The organism is Pigmentiphaga litoralis (assembly GCF_013408655.1).
Taxonomy (GTDB): Bacteria; Pseudomonadota; Gammaproteobacteria; order Burkholderiales; family Burkholderiaceae_B; genus Pigmentiphaga; species Pigmentiphaga litoralis_A.
The window spans coordinates 2462281-2481329 of sequence record NZ_JACCBP010000001.1 but is presented as its reverse complement, the minus strand read 5'-3'; the positions used below and the strand labels follow the sequence as shown (position 1 = coordinate 2481329).

The 19049-nt window shown below is 66.1% G+C and carries 18 protein-coding genes; 8 read left to right on the top strand and 10 right to left on the bottom strand.

Translation table 11 applies throughout. The features are described 5' to 3' along the window. Positions 1 to 21: 21 nt before the first annotated feature. The 3 genes from HD883_RS11120 to HD883_RS11110 are packed head-to-tail and all read right to left on the bottom strand — an operon-like array spanning position 22 to position 3169. Entirely contained in the window at positions 22 to 966 is a 945-nt protein-coding gene (locus HD883_RS11120; RefSeq protein ID WP_179585553.1) for a LysR substrate-binding domain-containing protein, read from the bottom strand. After that, positions 963 to 2438 (bottom strand): sensor histidine kinase, encoded by a 1476-nt coding sequence (locus tag HD883_RS11115; RefSeq protein WP_179588610.1) that lies wholly within the window; start codon positions 2436 to 2438, stop codon positions 963 to 965. Before HD883_RS11115 ends, HD883_RS11120 begins: the two co-directional genes overlap by 4 nt. Beyond that, positions 2438 to 3169 carry a response regulator transcription factor gene (locus HD883_RS11110; protein WP_179585555.1) on the bottom strand — a complete coding sequence of 244 codons (732 nt, stop codon included), beginning with the start codon at positions 3167 to 3169 and terminating at the stop codon, positions 2438 to 2440. The genes HD883_RS11115 and HD883_RS11110 overlap by 1 nt, the downstream gene beginning before the upstream one ends. A gap of 172 nt (positions 3170 to 3341) precedes the next feature. Between HD883_RS11110 and msrA the strand changes: the two genes are divergently transcribed. Beyond that, entirely contained in the window at positions 3342 to 4073 is a 732-nt protein-coding gene (gene msrA / locus HD883_RS11105) for a peptide-methionine (S)-S-oxide reductase MsrA (protein WP_179585557.1), read from the top strand. A 98-nt stretch (positions 4074 to 4171) separates the two neighbouring features. On the opposite strand, the gene HD883_RS11100 is transcribed toward msrA, so the two are convergent. The 5 genes from HD883_RS11100 to HD883_RS11080 form a co-directional block, all read right to left on the bottom strand. Then, a complete protein-coding gene (locus tag HD883_RS11100; RefSeq protein ID WP_179585559.1) occupies positions 4172 to 4732 on the bottom strand; it encodes a GNAT family N-acetyltransferase in 561 nt (186 codons plus the stop codon). 100 nt (positions 4733 to 4832) lie between these two features. Further along, positions 4833 to 5819 (bottom strand): isopenicillin N synthase family dioxygenase, encoded by a 987-nt coding sequence (locus HD883_RS11095; protein ID WP_179585561.1) that lies wholly within the window; start codon positions 5817 to 5819, stop codon positions 4833 to 4835. A gap of 76 nt (positions 5820 to 5895) precedes the next feature. Then, positions 5896 to 8394 carry a branched-chain amino acid ABC transporter ATP-binding protein/permease gene (locus tag HD883_RS11090; protein ID WP_179585563.1) on the bottom strand — a complete coding sequence of 833 codons (2499 nt, stop codon included), beginning with the start codon at positions 8392 to 8394 and terminating at the stop codon, positions 5896 to 5898. Beyond that, positions 8391 to 9266, bottom strand: coding sequence for a branched-chain amino acid ABC transporter permease (locus HD883_RS11085; protein WP_179585565.1), 876 nt, complete (start codon positions 9264 to 9266; stop codon positions 8391 to 8393). The genes HD883_RS11090 and HD883_RS11085 overlap by 4 nt, the downstream gene beginning before the upstream one ends. A gap of 17 nt (positions 9267 to 9283) precedes the next feature. Then, a complete protein-coding gene (locus HD883_RS11080) occupies positions 9284 to 10468 on the bottom strand; it encodes an ABC transporter substrate-binding protein (RefSeq protein WP_179585567.1) in 1185 nt (394 codons plus the stop codon). A gap of 206 nt (positions 10469 to 10674) precedes the next feature. On the opposite strand from HD883_RS11080, the gene HD883_RS11075 reads away from it, so the two are divergent. The 4 genes from HD883_RS11075 to HD883_RS11060 are packed head-to-tail and all read left to right on the top strand — an operon-like array spanning position 10675 to position 14180. Further along, positions 10675 to 11103 (top strand): nuclear transport factor 2 family protein, encoded by a 429-nt coding sequence (locus tag HD883_RS11075; protein WP_179585569.1) that lies wholly within the window; start codon positions 10675 to 10677, stop codon positions 11101 to 11103. Further along, positions 11100 to 12089, top strand: coding sequence for a polysaccharide deacetylase family protein (locus HD883_RS11070; protein WP_257022140.1), 990 nt, complete (start codon positions 11100 to 11102; stop codon positions 12087 to 12089). Before HD883_RS11075 ends, HD883_RS11070 begins: the two co-directional genes overlap by 4 nt. Beyond that, entirely contained in the window at positions 12086 to 13390 is a 1305-nt protein-coding gene (locus HD883_RS11065) for an amidase (RefSeq protein ID WP_179585571.1), read from the top strand. Before HD883_RS11070 ends, HD883_RS11065 begins: the two co-directional genes overlap by 4 nt. A 4-nt stretch (positions 13391 to 13394) precedes the next feature. After that, a complete protein-coding gene (locus HD883_RS11060) occupies positions 13395 to 14180 on the top strand; it encodes a GntR family transcriptional regulator (RefSeq protein ID WP_179585573.1) in 786 nt (261 codons plus the stop codon). A gap of 18 nt (positions 14181 to 14198) precedes the next feature. On the opposite strand, the gene HD883_RS11055 is transcribed toward HD883_RS11060, so the two are convergent. Next, positions 14199 to 14831, bottom strand: a complete 633-nt coding sequence (locus HD883_RS11055) for a glutathione S-transferase N-terminal domain-containing protein (RefSeq protein WP_179585575.1) — start codon at positions 14829 to 14831, stop codon at positions 14199 to 14201. Positions 14832 to 14990: 159 nt separating this feature from the next. On the opposite strand from HD883_RS11055, the gene HD883_RS11050 reads away from it, so the two are divergent. Further along, positions 14991 to 15695 carry an ROK family protein gene (locus tag HD883_RS11050; RefSeq protein WP_179585577.1) on the top strand — a complete coding sequence of 235 codons (705 nt, stop codon included), beginning with the start codon at positions 14991 to 14993 and terminating at the stop codon, positions 15693 to 15695. 7 nt (positions 15696 to 15702) lie between these two features. Here the strand turns inward: HD883_RS11050 and HD883_RS11045 are convergent, their stop codons facing one another. Next, positions 15703 to 16623 (bottom strand): LysR substrate-binding domain-containing protein, encoded by a 921-nt coding sequence (locus HD883_RS11045; RefSeq protein WP_179585579.1) that lies wholly within the window; start codon positions 16621 to 16623, stop codon positions 15703 to 15705. Between the two features lie 127 nt (positions 16624 to 16750). On the opposite strand from HD883_RS11045, the gene HD883_RS11040 reads away from it, so the two are divergent. Further along, positions 16751 to 17725, top strand: a complete 975-nt coding sequence (locus HD883_RS11040; RefSeq protein ID WP_179585581.1) for a Bug family tripartite tricarboxylate transporter substrate binding protein — start codon at positions 16751 to 16753, stop codon at positions 17723 to 17725. Positions 17726 to 17736: 11 nt separating this feature from the next. After that, positions 17737 to 19038: a sulfatase-like hydrolase/transferase gene (locus HD883_RS11035; RefSeq protein ID WP_179585583.1), complete on the top strand. Its 1302-nt coding sequence runs from the start codon at positions 17737 to 17739 to the stop codon at positions 19036 to 19038. Positions 19039 to 19049: the final 11 nt, after the last annotated feature.

Sequence of the window (19049 nt, the reverse complement as noted above, 5' to 3'; positions counted from 1 at the left end):
CCAGCGAAGAATCGGCATGCGCTATTCCTGGGTGGAATGGGTCATCGTGTCGCCAGCGGCCTCATGCTGGGGGCCGTCCAGCCGTTCGCCCAGCTGGGTGATCCAGGTGCTGAAGGCGTCCAGATAGGGTCCGCCCTGGTTCGGGCGCGGCAGCATCAGGTGGTAGCCATAGCGGCCGTCGACCGACTCGCCCAGGGGTCTGACCAGCGTGCCGTTGGCCAGCGCATCGCCGACCAGACACAGGGGGACCACCGCGGCGCCCAACCCGTGCAGCAGTGCGGGCAGCAGCAACGAGAACCCTTCGTACTCGGGTGCGCTCGGACTGGGGCCTGCCCAGGTCGGGGCGGCCTCGGTCTTCCAGTCGTCCCAGCTGTAGCCACGCTGCGCGCGCTTGAGCAGCGTCACGCCATCCAGGTCGGCCAGGCTGCGGATCGGCTGGCGGTCCAGCAAGGCCGGCGACGCCACCAGCGCCATGCGTTTGCCGCACAGGTATTGCGTGGCCATGCCCGACGCATAGCCGGTGTGCAACTGGATCTCGGCATCGAACCGTTCGGCCTTGTCGCGGCCCAGCATCAGGCGCGGGCGCACGTTGATGCGGATCTCCGGATGCATCTCGAAGAATTCCTGCAGATTCGGAATCAGGCAGTACTGCGCGAACGAGGGCGACACCGCAATGTTCAGATTGACGCGGGCGTTGGGGTGCGCGACCAGGGCATCGGCTTCGTCGATCAGCCGGACCGCCGCCGTGATCTTTTCGAGGTAGAGCGCGCCGGCATAGGTCACGCGCAAGCCGGTGGGCGTGCGTTTGAACAGGGCAGTGCCCAGACGTTCTTCAAGCGCCTGGATGTGCTTGCTGACCGCGCTCTGCGTCAGGTGCAGTTCTTCGGCGGTGCGGCTGAAGTTCAGGTGGCGTCCGGCAGCCAGGAAGACACGGAGCGACGACAGGGAATTGCGCGAACCTTTCATGCGGTCGAAGGGGAAAGCGAGAAGTGGAAAACCGCGCCCTTGGCAGGCACGTCGATCAATCGGATGTCGCTGTGATGCAGCTGCAATATGCGGTGGACGATCACGAGCCCCAGGCCGCCGCCATCGCGCCGGGCCGATCCGCCCAGGCTGGACGGCCGCAGGAACAGGCTGTCGCGCGCGGCCGCCGGAATGCCCGGACCGGTATCGCTGACTTCCACGTCCACGCCCGCGGTGCCCTTGCGCAGCACAACTTCGATCCGTCCGCCGGCCGGGCTGTGACGGATCGCATTATCCAGCAAGTTCGTCAGTACACGTTCGATCATGCCCAGGTCGGCATGCACGGGGGGCAGGTCCTGTGCAAAGTCGGCCACCAGATGCTGATCGCGCGCTTCGGCGGCCAGCTCGCACTTCTGCAGCACGTCCTGCACCAGCTCGGGCAACGAGAAGGTTTCGGGTTCGGGCTGGACGGTGCCCGATTCCAGGCGCGCCAGTTCGAACAGTTCCTGCGCAAGCCGGCCGACCTTGCGGCTCTGGCCCAGCGCGATGTCCAGATAGCGCCGGCGCTCGGTCGCATCCAGGCTGTCGCCCTTCACGGCCAGCGTTTCCAGATAGCCGTGAAGGGAAGTCAGCGGCGTGCGCAGGTCGTGCGAAATATTGGCGACCATTTCGCGCCGCTGCTGGTCCTGGCGTGTCAGCTGCCGCCATTGTTCGGCCAGCCGCTGCGCCATCTGCGCAAAAGCCTGCCGCAGAATGACGATGTCGTCCTTTTCCTTGTCGACATCGGCCACCGCACCGGGCGGCGCCAGGGCAGCCAGCGCCGCGCCGTCGGTATCGAAGTGACGCACGGTGTCGGTCAGGCTGCGCAGCGGACGGGTGATCAGGCGAAATGCGATCAGCCCCGCGAACAGAATGCCGAAGCCGGCCACGGCCAGCGACCACAAGGTGGTCCGCAGCACCGAACTGGCGGCCACGTCGGCCGCAAGCATGTCATGCGCCTGGCCAAGCAGCACCACATACACGTAGCCCATGTCTTCGTCGCCGACCTTGAGCGGCGCGGCGCTGAACACCTTGCGGCCGGACGGGCTGCGCGGATCGTCGCCAAACAAGGGGAGGGCATGGCCTGCCAGCAGTTGCCGGATGGGGGCCAGGTCGACCTGATCCCGCCGCAGCCGGCGGGGTGCGCCGCTGGCCACGACCTGGCCGTCGCGATCCAGCAAGTAGACCTCGACACTGGGATTGACCGCCATCAATTTGTTGAACAGGTCGCGCACGGCCTGCGGCTTCCAGCCGCTTCGGTCCATCAGTTCGCTATTGCTGGCGATGTGGCCGGCCAGTCCGGCCGACAAGCGTTGCACGGTTTCCTGTTCGTGCTGGGTGTTGGCGCGCATCTGAAGTACCGCCGACACACTGCAGCTGATCAGCAGCAGCACGGCAAAGGCGACCGACAGGCGCTGCGACAGGGACAGACGCATCACGGCGTTTCCCCGGCGGCGGGGCCTGCCGCGCCCGCGAACTTGTAGCCGCGGCCCCAGACCGTCAGGATGCGGCGCGGCGCCGACGGATCGGCTTCCACTTTCATGCGCAGCCGGTTGATGTGGGTGTTGACGGTATGTTCATAGCCGTCGTGCTGGTAGCCCCAGACGTGATTGAGCAGGTCCATGCGCGAGAAGACCGTGCCCGGATGACGCGCGAAAAAATACAGCAGGTCGAACTCGCGGGGCGTCAGTTCGATGGCCGCGCCGTCGACGGTAGCTTCGCGCGCCAGCGGGTTGATCGACACGCCGCCGATGTCCAGATTGCCCGCGTCGATCTTCATGTTGCGCGCCATGGCGTCAGTGCGCCGCAGCAGGGCCTTGACCCGAGCCACCAGTTCCAGCATGGAAAAAGGCTTGGCCAGGTAGTCGTCCGCGCCGATCTCCAGGCCCAAAATGCGGTGCACTTCGCTGGACCGCGCGCTGATGATGATGATCGGGGTGTAGCGCGTCATGGCGCGCGCGCGGCGGCACAATTCCAGGCCATCGATGCCGGGCAGCATCAGGTCCAGCACCAGGGCGTCCCAGCCGCTTTCTTCAAGCAGGCGCAGGCCGGCGGTGCCGTCGGCGGCGTGCTCGACCTGATAGCCCTCGTCATGCAGGTGCATGCGCAGCAGTTCGGCAATATGGGTGTCGTCTTCAACGATCAGCACCCGCTTCTGGATGTCCATGGCGCACCGGTGGGAAAAGGGGGCGCCGCCCCGGTCAGGCGGCGCGGCAGTCGCCATTGTCGCCAATTACGGCGCGATCAAGATCACAAATCCTTTAACTTTGCGTGAGGACTTGATGATCCCTTCGGGCAGACAATGCGGTCATGGCCATTCAGGCCGCCTAGGAAACGCCATGTCATTCGTCCAATTCCTGTCTGATCACCGCCCGAGCCGGGGCGCCCTGGCGCGCGCAGGCGCCGCCGCCGTGCTGGCTGCCAGTGCGCTGGCCGTGTTGCCGATCGCCTTCGCGGCCGAGGATCCGGTCGTGATCGCGCCGCCAAAAATGGACATGCCGGCCAGCACCGCGCAGACCGAGACGGCCGTGTTCGCGGGCGGCTGCTTCTGGGGTGTGCAGGGCGTATTCCAGCACGTGAAGGGCGTGACGAAGGCCGTGTCCGGCTACGCGGGCGGGGACGCGGCCGGTGCGACCTATGACAAAGTCAGCGGTGGCCGCACGCGGCATGCCGAAGCGGTGCAGGTGACGTACGACCCCAAGCAGGTGACCTACGGGCAGTTGCTGCAGATCTACTTTTCGGTCGCGCATGACCCGACGCAGCTGAACCGGCAGGGGCCGGACACGGGCACGCAGTACCGGTCGGCGCTGTTCCCCGCCAACCCGGCGCAGCGCAAGGTGGCCGAGGCGTACATCGCGCAGCTGAATCAGTCCAAGGTGTGGCCCAAGCCGATCGTGACGACGCTGGAGACCCTGCCGGCGTTCTACCCGGCCGAGGCGTATCACCAGGACTTCCTGCTCAGGAACCCCGGCCATCCGTACATTGCGTTCAATGATCTGCCGAAGGTGGAGGCGTTGGAAAAGCTGTTCCCCGCCTCCTATCACGCGGACGCCGTGCGGGTGACGAGGTAAGCCCCCCCTAGGCGCTTTGCGCCTCCCCCGGGGGCGACACTGGCGGACCGGCGGAGCCGGATCCGCTGTGTCCCGGCGCTTGGTGCCGACGCGTGCGCTCAGCTCTGTTGCTGCGTCTTCAGCGGTTCTGGCGGTTCGTCGCCGCCGGGGCCGAGCGGGCGTTGCATGATGACGGTGTCGACCCAGCGGCCCAGTTTGAAGCCTACCGCGGGCATGGTGCCGATCATCTCGAAGCCCAGGCTGCGGTGCAGGCCGACCGATGCGGTGTTGGCGCTGTCGCCGATCACGGCGACCATCTGGCGCCATCCGCCTTGGGCGCAGCGTTCGATGAGCGTGCTCAACAATGCCCGGCCGATGCCTTGCCCGCCCATCCCGTCGGCCAGGTAGACCGAATCCTCGATCGTGTTGCGATACGCCGGCCGCGCGCGGTAGGTGTTGGCGTAGCAGTAGCCCACGACCTGACCATCCCGTTCCGCGACCAGATAGGGCAGGCCCAGCGCGCGCACCGTGGCCAGCCGCCGGCTCAGTTCGTCGATCGACGGCGGGATCTCTTCGAAGGTGGCCAGGTTCGTCAGCACGTAGGGCCGGTAGATGGCTTCGATGGCGGCAAGGTCGATTTCGGTCGCGTCACGGACGAGGAGGGAAGGGGCTGAAGTCATGCGGGCGCTCTGAACGGAACTGGTGGAAAGCGTCAACGATATACCAGGCGGGCGGGTGGCAGGCAATGCCGGCGGCTCGCACCCGCCTTGGGCTATGTCGTCACGCGTTCTGCGTCGCCACGAACAGGGTGCGCAAATGTTCGCCCGAGGTCGTGGCCGGATACTTGGGCGCGTCGCCCGTGCAAGTCGGAATGCAGCGGATCTCGGCGTCGTAGTTGGGGTTATGGAAAAACACCACTGACAGGCGACGGCTGGCCGCGCCCGCGTCGGCGGGCGGATTGACGACGCGATGCAGGGTCGACACCCAGGCGTCGTTGGTCCAGCGCGCCATCAGGTCGCCGATATTGATGATGAAACAGTCGGGCACGATGGGCACATCGACCCACTCGCCCGCGGCATTGAACACCTGCAGGCCGCCGGGTTTGTCTTCGGTTGCCAGGATGGTCAGGCTGCCGTAATCGGAATGCGCACCTGCGCGGATCTGGCCGGGTACCGGGGTCTCGGACTGCGCCGGGTAGTTGCGCACCCGCAGCCGGCTGATGTGCTTGTCCACCGACGTATCGAAGTGGTGTTCGTCCAGCCCCAGGCCCAGCGCAAAGATGCGCATCAGCTGCGTCGCCAACTGGCCCATCTCCCGGTAGTAGGTGCTGAAGGTGTCGCGCAATTCGGCGGGCGCCTCGGGCCACAAGTTGGGCGCGAAATGTTTGCCGGCGGCGGGCGCTGCCGCGTAGGCCGGGTCCACCGCATCGACGGGGCCGATCATCAGGCTTTCGTTCAGGTCACCCGCCGTGGCGGTGGCGTCGCGCGACCGGCCGACCGATTCCTGCTCGATACCGATATAGCCGCGGGTGACGTCCTTGGCAGGTTGCGCGACCCTCAGCTTGTCCGGCATGGGCAAATCGAAGAACGCGTTGGATACGGCGCGCATCCTGGCCAGCAATTCGGGCGCGACGCCGTGACCGGAAATGATCAGGAAACCGATATCGCGACAGGCGCGGTCTACCTCGGCAGCCACGGCGCGTTTTGCGCGGTCGTCACCTTGCAGAAAGGGTTCGATGTCGATGATGGGAACGTGAAGCAAGGGCATGACGCCTCCGATCGAAAATAAAGGGGAGGTGCCGCGCGGGGCACCTCCCCGCGATCGGCACCGCAGGGCAAGGGGTTCAGTGGCCGCCCAGATACGCCTTGGCCAGATCGTCGTTGGCGGCAATCTCGGCGGCGGTGCCTTGGGCAACCACCCGTCCGCCTTCGATGACATAGGCACGGTCGGCAAGGGCCAGCGCCAGGGCCGCCATCTGGTCCACCAGCAGGATGGTCATGTTCTCTTGCCGCAGCTGGTCCAGCGCAGCGAACAGTTCGGCGATGACCTTGGGCGCCAGGCCCAGCGACGGTTCGTCGAGCAGCAGGATGCGGGGCTTGGCCATCAGCCCGCGCGCCACGGCCAGCATCTGCTGCTCGCCGCCCGACAGCAGGCCGGCGCGTTGATGCAGCCGCTCGCGCAGGCGCGGGAAACGCGTCAGCATCTCTTCCACGCGGGCATCGATGTTGTCGGGATGCAGGAAGGCGCCCAGCCGGATGTTGTCCAGAACCGTCAGTTCACTGAAGACCTGCCGGCCTTCGGGCACCAGCACTAGGCCCAGTCCCACCACGGCTTCGGCCGGCTTGTGTTCCAGGCTGTTGCCGTCCAGGTGCAGACCGCCCGATACCGAACGATGCAGACCCGACAGCGTGCGCATCAGCGTCGATTTGCCCGCGCCGTTAGCCCCGAGCAGCGCGACCATCTCGCCACGTTTGACCTGCAGGCTGATGCCGTGCAGCACCGGTTCGGCGCCGTAGCCAGCCACCAGATCATCCACGCCCAGCAGGGTCGGGCCGACCAGCGCATCGCGTGCCTTGGGGGCCTGATCGGCGGCGACCAGCGATTCGCCCAGGTAGGCCTGGCGTACGGCCGGATCCTGCTGGATCTGCGCCGGCGTGCCGACGGCCAGGCGCTGGCCGGCATCCAGCACGACGATCTGATCCGAGATCGCCATGACCAGCGCCATGTCGTGCTCGACCACCACCACGCCCAGGCCTGCGCCGGCGATCTGGCGGAGCAGGGTCGCCAGGCGTTCCTTGTCTTCGCGCGACAAGCCGGCCGCAGGTTCGTCCAGCAACAGCACGTCCGGATCGGTCGCCAGGGCACGGGCAATCTCGACCAGGCGGCGATCCACATGGGCCAGGTCCGCCGCCGGCGTGTCGACCGATCCGCGATAGCCGCAGTAGTCCAGCAATTGCCGGCTGCGCGCCCGCACGAAGGGCGACGCGAAGCGCCGTGCCCCGAGCAGGCCGCCCAGCACGCCGCGATTCAACGCCAGCGCGACGTTGTCTTCCACGCTCAGGCTGCCGAACAGTTGCGAGGTCTGATAGGTGCGGGCCACGCCATGCCGCGCGATACGGAAGGCGGCGGTGGCCTGCAGGCTGCGATCGCCCAGCGCGAAGCCGCCGGCCGTGGGCCGATAGAAGCCGCTGAGCATGTTCAATGCGGTCGTCTTGCCTGCACCGTTCGGGCCGATCAGGCTGGTGACCGCGCCGGCAGGCACATCGAAACTCAATCCACTGACGGCTCGCACCCCTCCGAAGGTCATGCCCAATTCGCGAGCATGGAGCACCCCGCGGGCACGGGCCGCAATGGGGGACGCCGGGGCGGGCGCCGTACTGGACGCCGCACCGCGCAACCCTGCACGCGGCGTGGCGCGCACCTTGGCGGCCAGCTTGCGCAGCAGGCCCATGACGCCTTCGGGCGCAATCCACAACACCAGCAGCAACAGGCCGCCGAAGAACAACAGGCGATAGTCTTCCAGGCTGGACAGGACTTCGGGCAGCACGCCGACGATGGCCGCGCCGATCACCGGTCCGGCGATCGATCCGGCGCCACCGATGATGACCACCAGCACGAACAGGATCGACTGCATGAAGCTGAAGGTGTCGGGCGTCACGAAGCCTGACAGCGGCGCGAACAGTCCGCCCGCGAGACCGGCCAGCAAGGCCGAGACCGCGAACGCCACCGTCTTGACGACCAGCGGGCTGAGGCCGATCGACTCGGCCGCGATTTCGCTGTCCTTGACGGCGCGCATGGCGGCGCCCCAGGTGCCGCGCGACAGCAGCGCATACGCGCCGAGCAACACCAGCGTCGAGATGATGGCCAGAATGGCCACGCCTTGTTCGGTGCCGATGACACCGCCGAACGAGGGCGCGCCAATGTTCATGATGCCGTTCTGGCCACCGGTCAGGCTGCGCATTTCGACCGCGCCGTGCTGCACGATGAAGCTGAACGCAATGGTGATCATGGCCAGGTAAGGGCCCTTCACGCGCAAGGCCGGCAGCGCCAGCAAGGCGCCCAGCAAGCCCGCGATCAGGGCGCCCACGGGCCAGGCCGCCCAGAAACTCCAGCCGGCCTTGCTGGTCAGGATCGCGACCGCATACGCGCCGATCGCATAGAAACCAATGTGGCCGAACGAGACCTGGCCGGTCAGGCCCAGCAAGACATTGAGCCCGATGCCGACGATGGCGATCAGCGCCACGTTGGCGAGCACGAACACGTAGTAGCTGTTGACCGTGAGCGCCAGCGCAATCGCGCCCGCCGCGATCAGCAGCGCAAGGGGGATGGACAGGCGGTTCATACTTTCTTCACCTCGGCGCGGCCGAACAGGCCAGTGGGGCGGACGGCCAGCACGACGATCACCAGCGCGAACGTGATGATCTGCGTGTAGCCGGACCCGAGCGTGACGGTGATCAGCGCTTCGACCAGACCGAACAGCAGCCCCGCGAACATGACGCCCCAGGCGCTGGTGATGCCGCCAAGGATGGCCACGGCAAACGCTTTCAGGCCGAACAACGTGCCCATGTCCGAATTGACGTTGAAGAGCGGCGCGATCAACACGCCGGCCACGCCCGCGAACAGGGTGGACAGCGCAAAGGCAATGGCAATCGCGCGGGTGATCGGGATGCCCATGAGGCGGGCGGCGTCACGGTTCTGGACCACCGCCAGCATGGCCGTTCCCCAGCGCGTGCGCCGCGCGATGAAGTGCAGGGCGGCGGCCAGCGCCAGGCCCAGCACCGGAATGAGCAATTGCAGCGGATAGACCCCGAGGTTGACGCCGCCGATTTCCAGCGGCGAGCCCACCAGGGGGGACGGCAGGCTGCGCGGTTCCTTGCCGAAGGTGTGCATGACGAGGTTGTCGAGGACGATGCCCAGGGCCACCGTCGACATCAACCAGGCATTGGAGCCGCGCGCGGTAAATGGCCGCACGGCGATGAACTCGACCAGCAGTCCATACACCGCGCACAGCAGCAGCGCCGCCATGATGGCCATCGGCATGGGCCAGCCCAGCGTCTGGGCGAAGCAGAAGCACAGCACCGCGCCGAGCATCATCGAACTGCCCTGCGCGAAATTGACCGTGCCCGAAACGGCGTAGGTGATGTAGAAGCCGAGGGCCATCAGGCCATACATGCTTCCCAGGCCCAGCCCGCTGATAAGTGCCGATAGCAGCATGACGTCTCCGCGCAGCGTCAGTTGGCCATGCCGACTGGCAGGATGCGGTTGTCGATGAACTGCGCCCACACGTAGTCGTTTTCGGTCAGTGCGTCGTGTTGCGTGGCCGAGAAAGGCTGCTTGTAGGACTTGATCAGGCCGTCATAGCTGGCGATCTTGTAGTAGCCCTGGCGGATGGCGTCGCCATCCGTGGAGTTGGCTTGCGCAATCGCCAGTGCGGTCAGCTGCATGGCGTCGTAGGCGTTGGCCACGCCCACGGCCGGGCTGATGTCGTTCGGGCCCTTGATGTCGGAATACTTGGCCTTCAGTGCGCTGATGACTTTTTCGCCGGTGGGCGACTGCTTGCCAAAGAAGCTGTAGGTCTGCACGAAGTGGACGATCTTGCCGTTGGGGCCGGCCAGTTCGGTAAAGCGGCCACCCGCCGGACCCCAGTGCGATACGACGGGCACCTTCCAGCCCATGCGGTCCAGCGACTTGACCATCTGGGCCGACGGGCCGACGTTGCCAACCAGGAAGAGGGTATCTGCACCGGCGGCCTTCAGTCGCGTGAGCTGGGGTACCAGATCCACATCGCTGCCTTCGAATTTTTCGCTGCCGACCGGCTTCATGCCCTTGGCGGCCAGCGCGGCGATCAGGCCCTTTTCGTTCGACTCACCCCAGGGGTTGTTGATCATGACCAGACCGAACTTGGACGTCTTGAACGTCTTCTGTGCGTAGTCGACCATGCCCTTGTCCACGGTCTCGTCCACGGCCGAAACGCGGAACGCATAGTTCGGATTCGCGCCATTCTGCGTGATGGCCGTGCCAGCCGCCCAGGGTCCCATGAAGGGCACCTTGCTCTGGTTCGCAAGCGGCACGATGGCCATGGACACCGGCGTATCCAGCCCGCCGAAAATGACTGCCACCTTTTCCTTGAAGATCAGTTCGCGCGCGGCCACCACGCCCTTGGCAGGGTTGCCTTCATCGTCACGGCGCACCAGCGTCAGCTTGCGGCCGCCCAGCAGGCCACCCTTGGCATTGATCTCGTCGATCGCGACCTGCATGCCGCGCGTCAGCGCTTCGCCGGCCAGGGCCGATTGGCCTGACAGGGCGGTGACCAGGCCGATCTTGATCGGGTCGGCGGCGAACGCGCCGGAGGAGGCGCCGATGCCGACCAGGGCGACGGCAACGGAAAGCAGGGTGCGGCGCGAAAGCTGAGTCATGGTGATTCCTCAATGAGGTGAGTGGATGATCGGGAAGTGCTGGCATGCCTTATGCAAGGGCTGTGCCAAGTCCGGCGCGCGGCGGTGTGTCCGCCCCGTCGAAAAGCCATTTTTTGCCAGCAAGAATTCAAATTTTTTGCCGACAATCCAATAAACTGATCCGCACCAATAAATGCACGGTTACGGTGCGGAAAAAGGAGAAAAGCATGCATGGCGCACCATCATCGACACCCGAGGTCCAGGACCCGGCAGTCCTCGTCGACACCTATCTGACCATCCTGATGAAGCCGGATCCCGAGGGCGCGCGGCGATTCGTTGCGCCCGATCTGGCGATCCGGTTCACCGGCGGCCGCGCCATGCGCGACCCGGCCGAATGCGCGGCCTTCAATGCCAGCCGCTACAAGTGGGTCAAGAAACGCTTCGAGGCGACCGAGGTCGTGGCAGGCGCAACCGATGCGCATGCGGTGGTCTATAACCGCGGCACGCTGTATGGCGAATGGCTGGATGGCACGCCCTTCGAAGGCAACCGGTACGTGGACCGCTATGTGATCAAGGACGGCCTGATCGTGCAGATGGACGTGTGGAACGACAGCGCCGAATGGCTGATGGTGCGTGCAGGACTGGCGGCGCTATGACGGCATCGAACACGTTTCCGAATGGCGCCTTGGTCCACGCCGCGCCCGCGCATGGCCCGCTGACCGTGCATGACCGCTTCGACTATTCGCCGATTCATCAGCGTGCTGACTACCGGTGGCCCAACGGCGCGCGGCTGGCGGTTTACCTGGGCTTCAACATCGAACACTTTGCGTTTGGCGAAGGCATGGGCGCGCGGATCGGCCCGGCGCTGGGCGAACCGGATGTGCTCAATTATTCTTGGCGCGAATACGGGAACCGCGTCGGCGTGTGGCGCTGCCTGGAATTGTTCGACGATCTGGGCTTGCCTTCAGGCGTGATCGCGAACACCGCGATCTTCGATCACTGCCCCGACGTGATCGCCGCGTGCGTGGCGCGCGGCGACGAATTGATCGGCCATGGCCATACCAACTCGGTGCACCAGGGCGCGATGGCGGAAGCCGACGAACGCGCCTTGCTGCAGCACTGCCGCGATCGTATCGCCGCCAGCGGCGCGGGCGCGCCGGCCGGGTGGCTGTCGCCGTGGATCGCCGAGTCGGCGGTGACCCCCGACCTGCTGGCCGAGACCGGCTATCGCTACACCCTGAACTGGTGCCATGACGATCAGCCGACCCGCATGCGTACGCGGGGCGGGCAGCCGCTGTGGGCCATTCCCTATCCACAGGAATTGAACGACATCCCGATGATCATTGCGCGGCAGATGGACGCCAAGGACTTTACGGGCATGATCGTCGACAACTTCGACGAGATGCTGCATCAATCGCGCCGCGAATCGCTGGTGATGGGCATTGCCTTGCATCCCTATCTGGTGGGCCAGCCCTATCGCTTGCGGCACCTGCGGCGCGCGCTGGAACACCTGGCCCGCGCCCGCGACCGCGGCGAGATCTGGTTCACGACCCCCGGCGCCATCTGCGATCACGTCGATGCGGTGTTGCCGGCTTCGACTTCCCCTTTCCCAGAATCTGCCCTGCACGGAGCCCGCCCATGAACGACGATTTTCCCATCCACGACACCGTGGGCGCCTGGGTGCCGCATGGCCGTTTCGTGATCGACGGCGCGGCGCACGGCCCCTTGGCCGGCCTGCGGTTTGCGGCCAAGGATCTGTACGACGTGGCGGGCCACGTGACCGGCGCGGGCAATCCGACCTGGCTGGCCACCCATGATGCCGCGACCGCGACCAGCCCTGTCGTCCAGAAGCTGCTGGATGCGGGCGCGACCTTGGTCGGCAAGACCTTGACCGACGAACTGGCCTACAGCATTGCCGGTGACAACGCGCATTACGGCACGCCCATCAATGCCCGCGCGCCGGACCGGGTGCCGGGTGGATCGTCCAGCGGGTCGGCGGCGGCCGTGGCGGCGGGCTTATGTGACTTTGCGCTGGGCACGGACACCGGCGGGTCGACAAGGGTGCCGGCCAGCTACTGCGGACTGTGGGGCCTGCGCACGTCGCAGGGCGCCTTGTCGTCGGCAGGGCTGGTGCCGATGGCGCCGCAGTTCGATACCGCCACCTGGCTTGCGTCAAGCGCCATGGTTTTCGAGCAGGTGGCGGACGTGCTGATGCCGGCCGCGCCGCTGGCATTTCATCGCGTGCTGCGCCTGGCGGACGCGTGCGACGAGGCCGATGCCGTGTTTGCAGGGCCGATCGCGAAAGTGACCGACGCGCTGGCGGCGATGCTGGGGCAGGCGAAGACGCCTGCGAACGCCGAGGACGTGCGGGTTGCGGACGAGGGCCTCGAGTCCTGGCGCATGACCTACGTGACGGCATCGGCCTTCGATGCCTGGCAGGCGCAAGGTGCGTGGATCACGTCGGCCCAGCCGGTATTTGGTGACGCGATCGCATCGCGATGGAAGTTCGCCAGCACCGTGACGCCGACGGCCGCCGAGCCCGCGTTTGCCCGCAAGGCCGCGATCGTGGACCGCATGAACAGGTTGCTGGGTGACGACGGCATTGCGGTGCTGCCTTCGGCATCGAGCGAAGCCTTGAAACGCGACGCCGCGCCCGATGTCGTCGACACCGTTCGCACGCGCACCTTCCGGATCACCTGCATTGCGGGCCTGTCGGGACTGCCACAAGTCAATCTGCCCTTCATCGGGGAAGGGGGCCTGCCGGTGGGCGTGTCTCTGATGGGTCCCAAGGGCAGCGACCTGGCGCTGATCCGGATCGCGGTCCGCCTGGGACGGCAGCTGGGTTGCCTCGGCGCCGGTGCAGGCGACGAGGGGGACGCCGCGGCGATCGTTGCGGATGTCAACCTGTCGTCAGGCACCGGGTCGGCCGCGGTGGCAAAATAAGCGGATGTCCTCTCTTCCTTCCGCTTCCCGGCCGCGCGGCCGTCCCAAGGTGCGTCCGACCGTCGGGCCGGCGCGGCCTGCCGACAATGACGAATCGCTGGGCATCGACAACGCCGATACCGGCGACGCCATCGAGACTCGCATCTACCAGGCGGTGGTCGATAGCGTGATGAGCCAGCGGCTGACGCCGGGCACCAAACTGCCCGAGGCCGCGCTGTGCGAGTTGTTCGGTGTCGGCCGCACGCTGGTGCAGAAGGTGCTGCAAAAGCTGGCGCACGATCACATCGTTGAATTGCGTCCGAACCGGGGCGCGATCGTGGCCATGCCGTCTCGCGAAGAAGTGGGCAAGCTGTTCGAAGCCCGCCGCGCGCTCGAAGCGGCGATCATGCCGCTGGTGGTCGAGCACGCGACCAAGGCCGATCTGACCGCGCTGCGCCGGCAGCTGAAAGAAGAACACCATGCCATGCACCGCTACAAGCAGACGGAATGGGCGCGGCTGGCCAGCAGCTTCCATCTGCGCCTGGCGGAACTGTCGCGCAACTCGATCCTGCAGCGCTATCTGGGCGAACTGGTGTCGCGGTGTTCGCTGGTGGTGGCCCTGTTCGAACCGCCGGGCAACGCGTCATGCGAACACGACGAGCATCAGGCGGTGGTCGATTGCATTGCCGCGCGCGATGCCGAAGGCGCGGTCCGCGCCATGGAAGCCCACCTGCTGGTGCTGGAAAACCGCATCAACCTGATTGCGGAAAAGCCAGGCAAGAGCCTGGCGCACATGCTTGGGATGGAGTGAGCTGGGCTGATCGATTGATCAGCCGGGGATCTTCATTCCACGCTGCACGGCAGGGCGATCGCCCAGCGTTTCCAGCCAGCGGTGCAACGCTTCCTTGCTGTCGAGCCGGTCGCCCAGCACCTTGCCCAGGAAGGTGGTGGCCGCCACGGTCCAGGCGTAGCACGAGATGTCGGCGATCGAATACTCGTCCCCCGCCAGGTACGGATGGCGCTGCAGCTGCGTGTCCATGACCGTCAGCAGGCGATCGGATTCTTCGGTAAAACGTTCGATGGCCGCCGGGGTCTTTTCTTCCGCACGCACGCCAAAGTAGCCAAGCTGGCCCAGCATGGGGCCCAAGCCGCCGATCTGCCAGTGCAGCCATTCCAGCACCTTGTAGCGGCCGGGGCCCGAGGCGGGCAGGAACTGGCCGCTTTTTTCGGCCAGGTAGGTCAGGATCGCGCCGCTTTCAAAGATCGACAGCGGGCCGCCTTCGGCGTCATGGTCGACAATCGCCGGGATCTTGTTGTTGGGTGCGATCGCCAGGAATTCGTCAGTGAACTGTTCATTCTTGCCGATGTTGATCGGCTTGACCTCGTACTTCCAGCCCAGTTCTTCGAGCATGATGGACGCCTTGCGGCCGTTGGGGGTGGTCCAGGTGTAAAGGGTGATCACGGGGTGAACTCCACGAGTGGTTGTTGCAATGACTGTAGCGCGTCGCGCCGCTGCCGCGGAACGGCGTCGATTCCCCAGACGGGTTTTACAGCTCGTTGCGGTCGTCAACCGGTCTGCATGTCACACTCCCCGCTCAACCACACGCAGGCAGGAGACACGATGAAGCCCGGAATTTTGGCGATCGACATTGGCGGCAGCGGCATCAAGGCCGACGTGATCGACGAGGACGGCGTCATGCAGACCGGGCGCGTGCGTATCGACACTCCCAAGCCGGCCAAGCCGAAAGTGGTGGTCGAGGCCATCGTGAATCTGGTCAAGGATCTGCCGGCCTACGACCGCATTTCGATCGGCTTCCCCGGTGTGGTGCGCGATGGCAAGGTCCTGACCGCGGCAAACCTGGGCAAGGACATCTGGTACGGCTTTCCGCTGGCCGACACCTTGTCGGAACGCCTTGGGGGCCATCCGGCGCGGTTGCTGAACGATGCCGACATGCAGGGCTTCGCCCTGATCGAAGGCAAGGGGGTCGAGCTGGTGATCACCCTGGGCACCGGTTTTGGCAGCGCGCTGTTCCGTGACGGCGACCTGATGCCGCACATGGAACTGGGGCATCACCCGGTCCACAAGGACCGTACCTATGATGAATACGTGGGCAACGCGGCGTTCGAGCGGATCGGCAAGCGCCGCTGGAATTCGCGCATGGCGCGGGTGCTGCCCATCCTGCATACCTTGCTGCATGCGGATCGCATCCATATCGGCGGCGGCAATGCGCGCGAGCTGACCATCACGCTGCCCGACAACGTCAAGGTCGGGTCGAACGACGCGGGCATCCGGGGCGGCGCGGCGCTCTGGCGCAAGCAGGCCTGACCCGCCCCTAACCCTTGCCCGCTGCCCGGTGCCGCACGATATCCATGAAGGCCTGCACGGCCGGGCCGGGCGGCGTGGCGCCCATCGTCGACAACCCGACCGAGGCCGTGGTGCCGCGGGTATCGATGCGCAGCACGGCCGCCCGTCCGCTTGAAACGTCATGCGCAACGATGCCTTCGGGGCTGAACCACACCGCATCGCTCTCGCGCATCAGCGCGCCGGCCACGCTCGATGACAGCGTCTCGGTGCAGCGTGCCGACGGCGCGATGCCATTGCTGGTAAAGAAGGTGTCGGCGGCGGCGCGGATGAAGGTGCCGGGCGTCGGCAACACCATCGGGTAGGCAGCCAGGTCGGCAGGCGCCACCTCGTGTTGCGCGAGCAGCGGATGTCCGGCCCGCACCACCAGCACCATCGGTTCCGAATACAGATGCTCGAAGGCAATGCCGACCATCTGGCTGGGTTCGGCAATACGGCCGAGCACCAGGTCGAGTTCCCCCAGGCGCAATCGCATCAGCAATTCGGGGTTGGCGCCGTTGTGGGCCGTGACCAGCACGTCGGGATAGCGCGCCTGCAGGTCAATGATGGACAGCGGGACCAGGGCGGTTTCAGCCGTGGGCAGCACGCCGATCCGCAGGTGTTCCGGCGCCTTGTTGCCGGACCCAAGCTGATCGAAACCGTCTTGCAGCATGCCCATGGCCTGGGCGGCATGGCGCAGCAGGGTATGGCCCGCCGCGGTCAGTTCCAGCCCCTTGCGATAGCGCAGGAACAGGATCTCGCCCGTGATGTCTTCCAGTTCCGACAGCGACTTGGACACGGCCGACGGAGTCAATGACAGGGCGTCGGCGGCCTTCAGCACACTGCGATGACTCGCCAGGGCGATCAGGCATTGCAGATGGCGCAGCCGCAGCCGGGGGTCGAAGAACCTCAAGAGATTTCCTATCGCTCAATTGTCTGGCGTAACCGTCAACCTGCTGCCGGCCCGGGGCCGATATGATCGGCGCACAGTGAGGCAGGTACTCGACCTGCAAGTCACGTCTATCGGAGGAGAGTTTGCCATGCTTCATCACCCGTCGCGATTCCTGGCCGCCACGTCGGTCGCCCTGGCCTGCACCCTGGGCGCAAGTGCGCCGGCGCGGGCCGAGTATCCCGACAAGCCCGTCAAGCTCGTCGTCAACTTCACGGCGGGCGGCCCGCTGGACATCATGGCGCGCCTGATCGGCGAAAAGCTGGCGCTGCAATTCAAGCAGCCATTCGTGGTCGAAAACAAGACGGGCAGCGGCGGCAACATCGGCGCAGCATCGGTGGCAACTGCCGCGCCCGACGGCTACACGCTGCTGGTCGGACTGGATTCCACCTTTACCGTGAACCCGGGCCTGTATCCCAACCTGGGCTTCAAGCTGGACCAGCTCAAGCCGGTCACCTTGTTCGGGTCGTCGAACATGCTGATCGCGGTCAGCCCGAAGGTGCAGGTGAGCACGCTCAAGGATCTGGTGGCCAAGGGCCGCACGGATCCCGTCAGCTTCAGTTCGGCCGGCAATGGTTCGCCCGGCCATTTGAGCGGGGCGATGCTGGCGCAGGCGACCGGCCTGAAGATCACGCATGTGCCGTATCGCGGCAATGCGCCGGCCGTGCTGGCGCTGGTGTCGGGCGAGGTGCAGGCCGCGGCGCTGGCGGCCTCGGGCCTGATCCAGCAGGTGCAGGCCGGCACGGTCACGCCGCTGGCCGTCACGGGGCGCGCGCGGTCGCCGCTGCTGCCGAACGTGCCGACCACGGCCGAGCTGGGCTACCCCGACGTGCGCCAGGACGTGATCTACACGGTGATGGCGCCGAGTGGCACGCCGCAGGCCATCGTCGATAAACTCGAAGGCGCGATCACCACGGCGCTGGCGGCTCCGGACATCCAGGAGCGGCTGCGCACGATGGATATCAGCCCCATGAACCTGCGCGGCGACGCGGCCACGCGCGAGCTGTCGGCCACCCGCGACCGGTACCTCAAGATCATCAAGTCCAGCGGCATGTCGGTGGACTGAAGCGGAACAGCATGACCAACTTCATTTTCATTCTGGCCGATGACCTCGGCTATGCGGACCTGGGCTGCTACGGCGGCCGCAAGCCGGTGTCGCCCAACCTGGACCGGATGGCCGCGCGCGGCGTGCGCTTCACGCAGGGCTATTCGAATTCGCCGGTGTGTTCGCCGACGCGTTTTGGCCTGATCACCGGGCGCTATCAGTACCGGCTGCGCGGCGCGGCCGAAGAACCCATGACCGGGCGCTTTCGCGGCAGCACCGAGATCGGCATGCCGCCAGGCCATCCGACCCTGCCGTCCTTGCTGCGCGACGCGGGATATCACACCGCGCTGATCGGCAAATGGCACCTGGGCTACCCCCCGCATTTCGGTCCGCAGAAAAGCGGCTACGACTACCACATCGGTCCGCTGTCGGGCGGGGTGAGCTACTTCAGCCACGTGGACCGCATGGGCAAGCACGACCTCGTCAAGAACGGTGAACCGGCGCATTACGACGGCCATTACCTGACCGATCTGCTGACGGACGAAGCCGTCGATTACCTGGCGACCCGCGCCGGCGATCGCAAGCCTTTTCTGCTGAGCCTGCACTACACCGCGCCGCATTGGCCGTGGGAGCCGCGCGCGCAGGGCGGTCCGAACGCGCACGTCGATACCGACATCCGGCACCTGGATGGCGGGTCGGTGCACGTGTATGGCGAGATGATCAAGGCGCTGGACGAAGGCTGCGGCCGGGTGCTGCAGGCGCTGGATGACCTGGGCCTGGCCGACGACACCGTCGTCATCTTTACCAGCGACAACGGGGGCGAGCGGTTTTCGGACACGTGGCCGCTGGTGGGCGGCAAGATGGATCTGACCGAAGGCGGGATTCGTGTGCCCTACATCGTGCAGTGGGCAGGCAAGCTCCCGGAAGGCGAGGTCTGCACCCAGCATTGCATGACGATGGACTGGACGGCGACGATGCTGGATATTGCCGGCGTGGCCCCGCACCCGGACTATCCGCTGGATGGCGTGTCGATGTGGCCCGTGCTGCGCAGGCCGGATCAGGTGTTCGACCGGCCCATGTATTGGCGCATGAATCATCGGTCGCAACAGGCGGTGCGCGAGGGGGACTGGAAATACCTTGAGGTGGACGGCAACCGCTATCTGTTCGACCTGTCGGTGGACGAGCGGGAACGCGCGAATCTGGCGCAGCGCGATCCGGCACGGCTTGCGGCCATGCAGGCGCAGGCCGCGGCATGGGCCGACACTTTCGGCCCGATCCCTGCGGACGCGCGCAGCGAACTGGTCTACACCGAGAAGGACATGCCGGCGCGCTAGCGCGTCGCGAC

Excerpts from the sequence above, each read along its gene's own strand:
- HD883_RS11120 (WP_179585553.1), bottom strand. The coding sequence starts at position 966 with ATGAAAGGTTCGCGCAATTCCCTGTCGTCGCTCCGTGTCTTCCTGGCT.
- HD883_RS11115 (WP_179588610.1), bottom strand. The coding sequence starts at position 2,438 with ATGCGTCTGTCCCTGTCGCAGCGCCTGTCGGTCGCCTTTGCCGTGCTG.
- HD883_RS11110 (WP_179585555.1), bottom strand. The coding sequence starts at position 3,169 with ATGGACATCCAGAAGCGGGTGCTGATCGTTGAAGACGACACCCATATT.
- msrA (WP_179585557.1), top strand. The coding sequence starts at position 3,342 with ATGTCATTCGTCCAATTCCTGTCTGATCACCGCCCGAGCCGGGGCGCC.
- HD883_RS11100 (WP_179585559.1), bottom strand. The coding sequence starts at position 4,732 with ATGACTTCAGCCCCTTCCCTCCTCGTCCGTGACGCGACCGAAATCGAC.
- HD883_RS11095 (WP_179585561.1), bottom strand. The coding sequence starts at position 5,819 with ATGCCCTTGCTTCACGTTCCCATCATCGACATCGAACCCTTTCTGCAA.
- HD883_RS11090 (WP_179585563.1), bottom strand. The coding sequence starts at position 8,394 with ATGAACCGCCTGTCCATCCCCCTTGCGCTGCTGATCGCGGCGGGCGCG.
- HD883_RS11085 (WP_179585565.1), bottom strand. The coding sequence starts at position 9,266 with ATGCTGCTATCGGCACTTATCAGCGGGCTGGGCCTGGGAAGCATGTAT.
- HD883_RS11080 (WP_179585567.1), bottom strand. The coding sequence starts at position 10,468 with ATGACTCAGCTTTCGCGCCGCACCCTGCTTTCCGTTGCCGTCGCCCTG.
- HD883_RS11075 (WP_179585569.1), top strand. The coding sequence starts at position 10,675 with ATGCATGGCGCACCATCATCGACACCCGAGGTCCAGGACCCGGCAGTC.
- HD883_RS11070 (WP_257022140.1), top strand. The coding sequence starts at position 11,100 with ATGACGGCATCGAACACGTTTCCGAATGGCGCCTTGGTCCACGCCGCG.
- HD883_RS11065 (WP_179585571.1), top strand. The coding sequence starts at position 12,086 with ATGAACGACGATTTTCCCATCCACGACACCGTGGGCGCCTGGGTGCCG.
- HD883_RS11060 (WP_179585573.1), top strand. The coding sequence starts at position 13,395 with ATGTCCTCTCTTCCTTCCGCTTCCCGGCCGCGCGGCCGTCCCAAGGTG.
- HD883_RS11050 (WP_179585577.1), top strand. The coding sequence starts at position 14,991 with ATGAAGCCCGGAATTTTGGCGATCGACATTGGCGGCAGCGGCATCAAG.
- HD883_RS11040 (WP_179585581.1), top strand. The coding sequence starts at position 16,751 with ATGCTTCATCACCCGTCGCGATTCCTGGCCGCCACGTCGGTCGCCCTG.
- HD883_RS11035 (WP_179585583.1), top strand. The coding sequence starts at position 17,737 with ATGACCAACTTCATTTTCATTCTGGCCGATGACCTCGGCTATGCGGAC.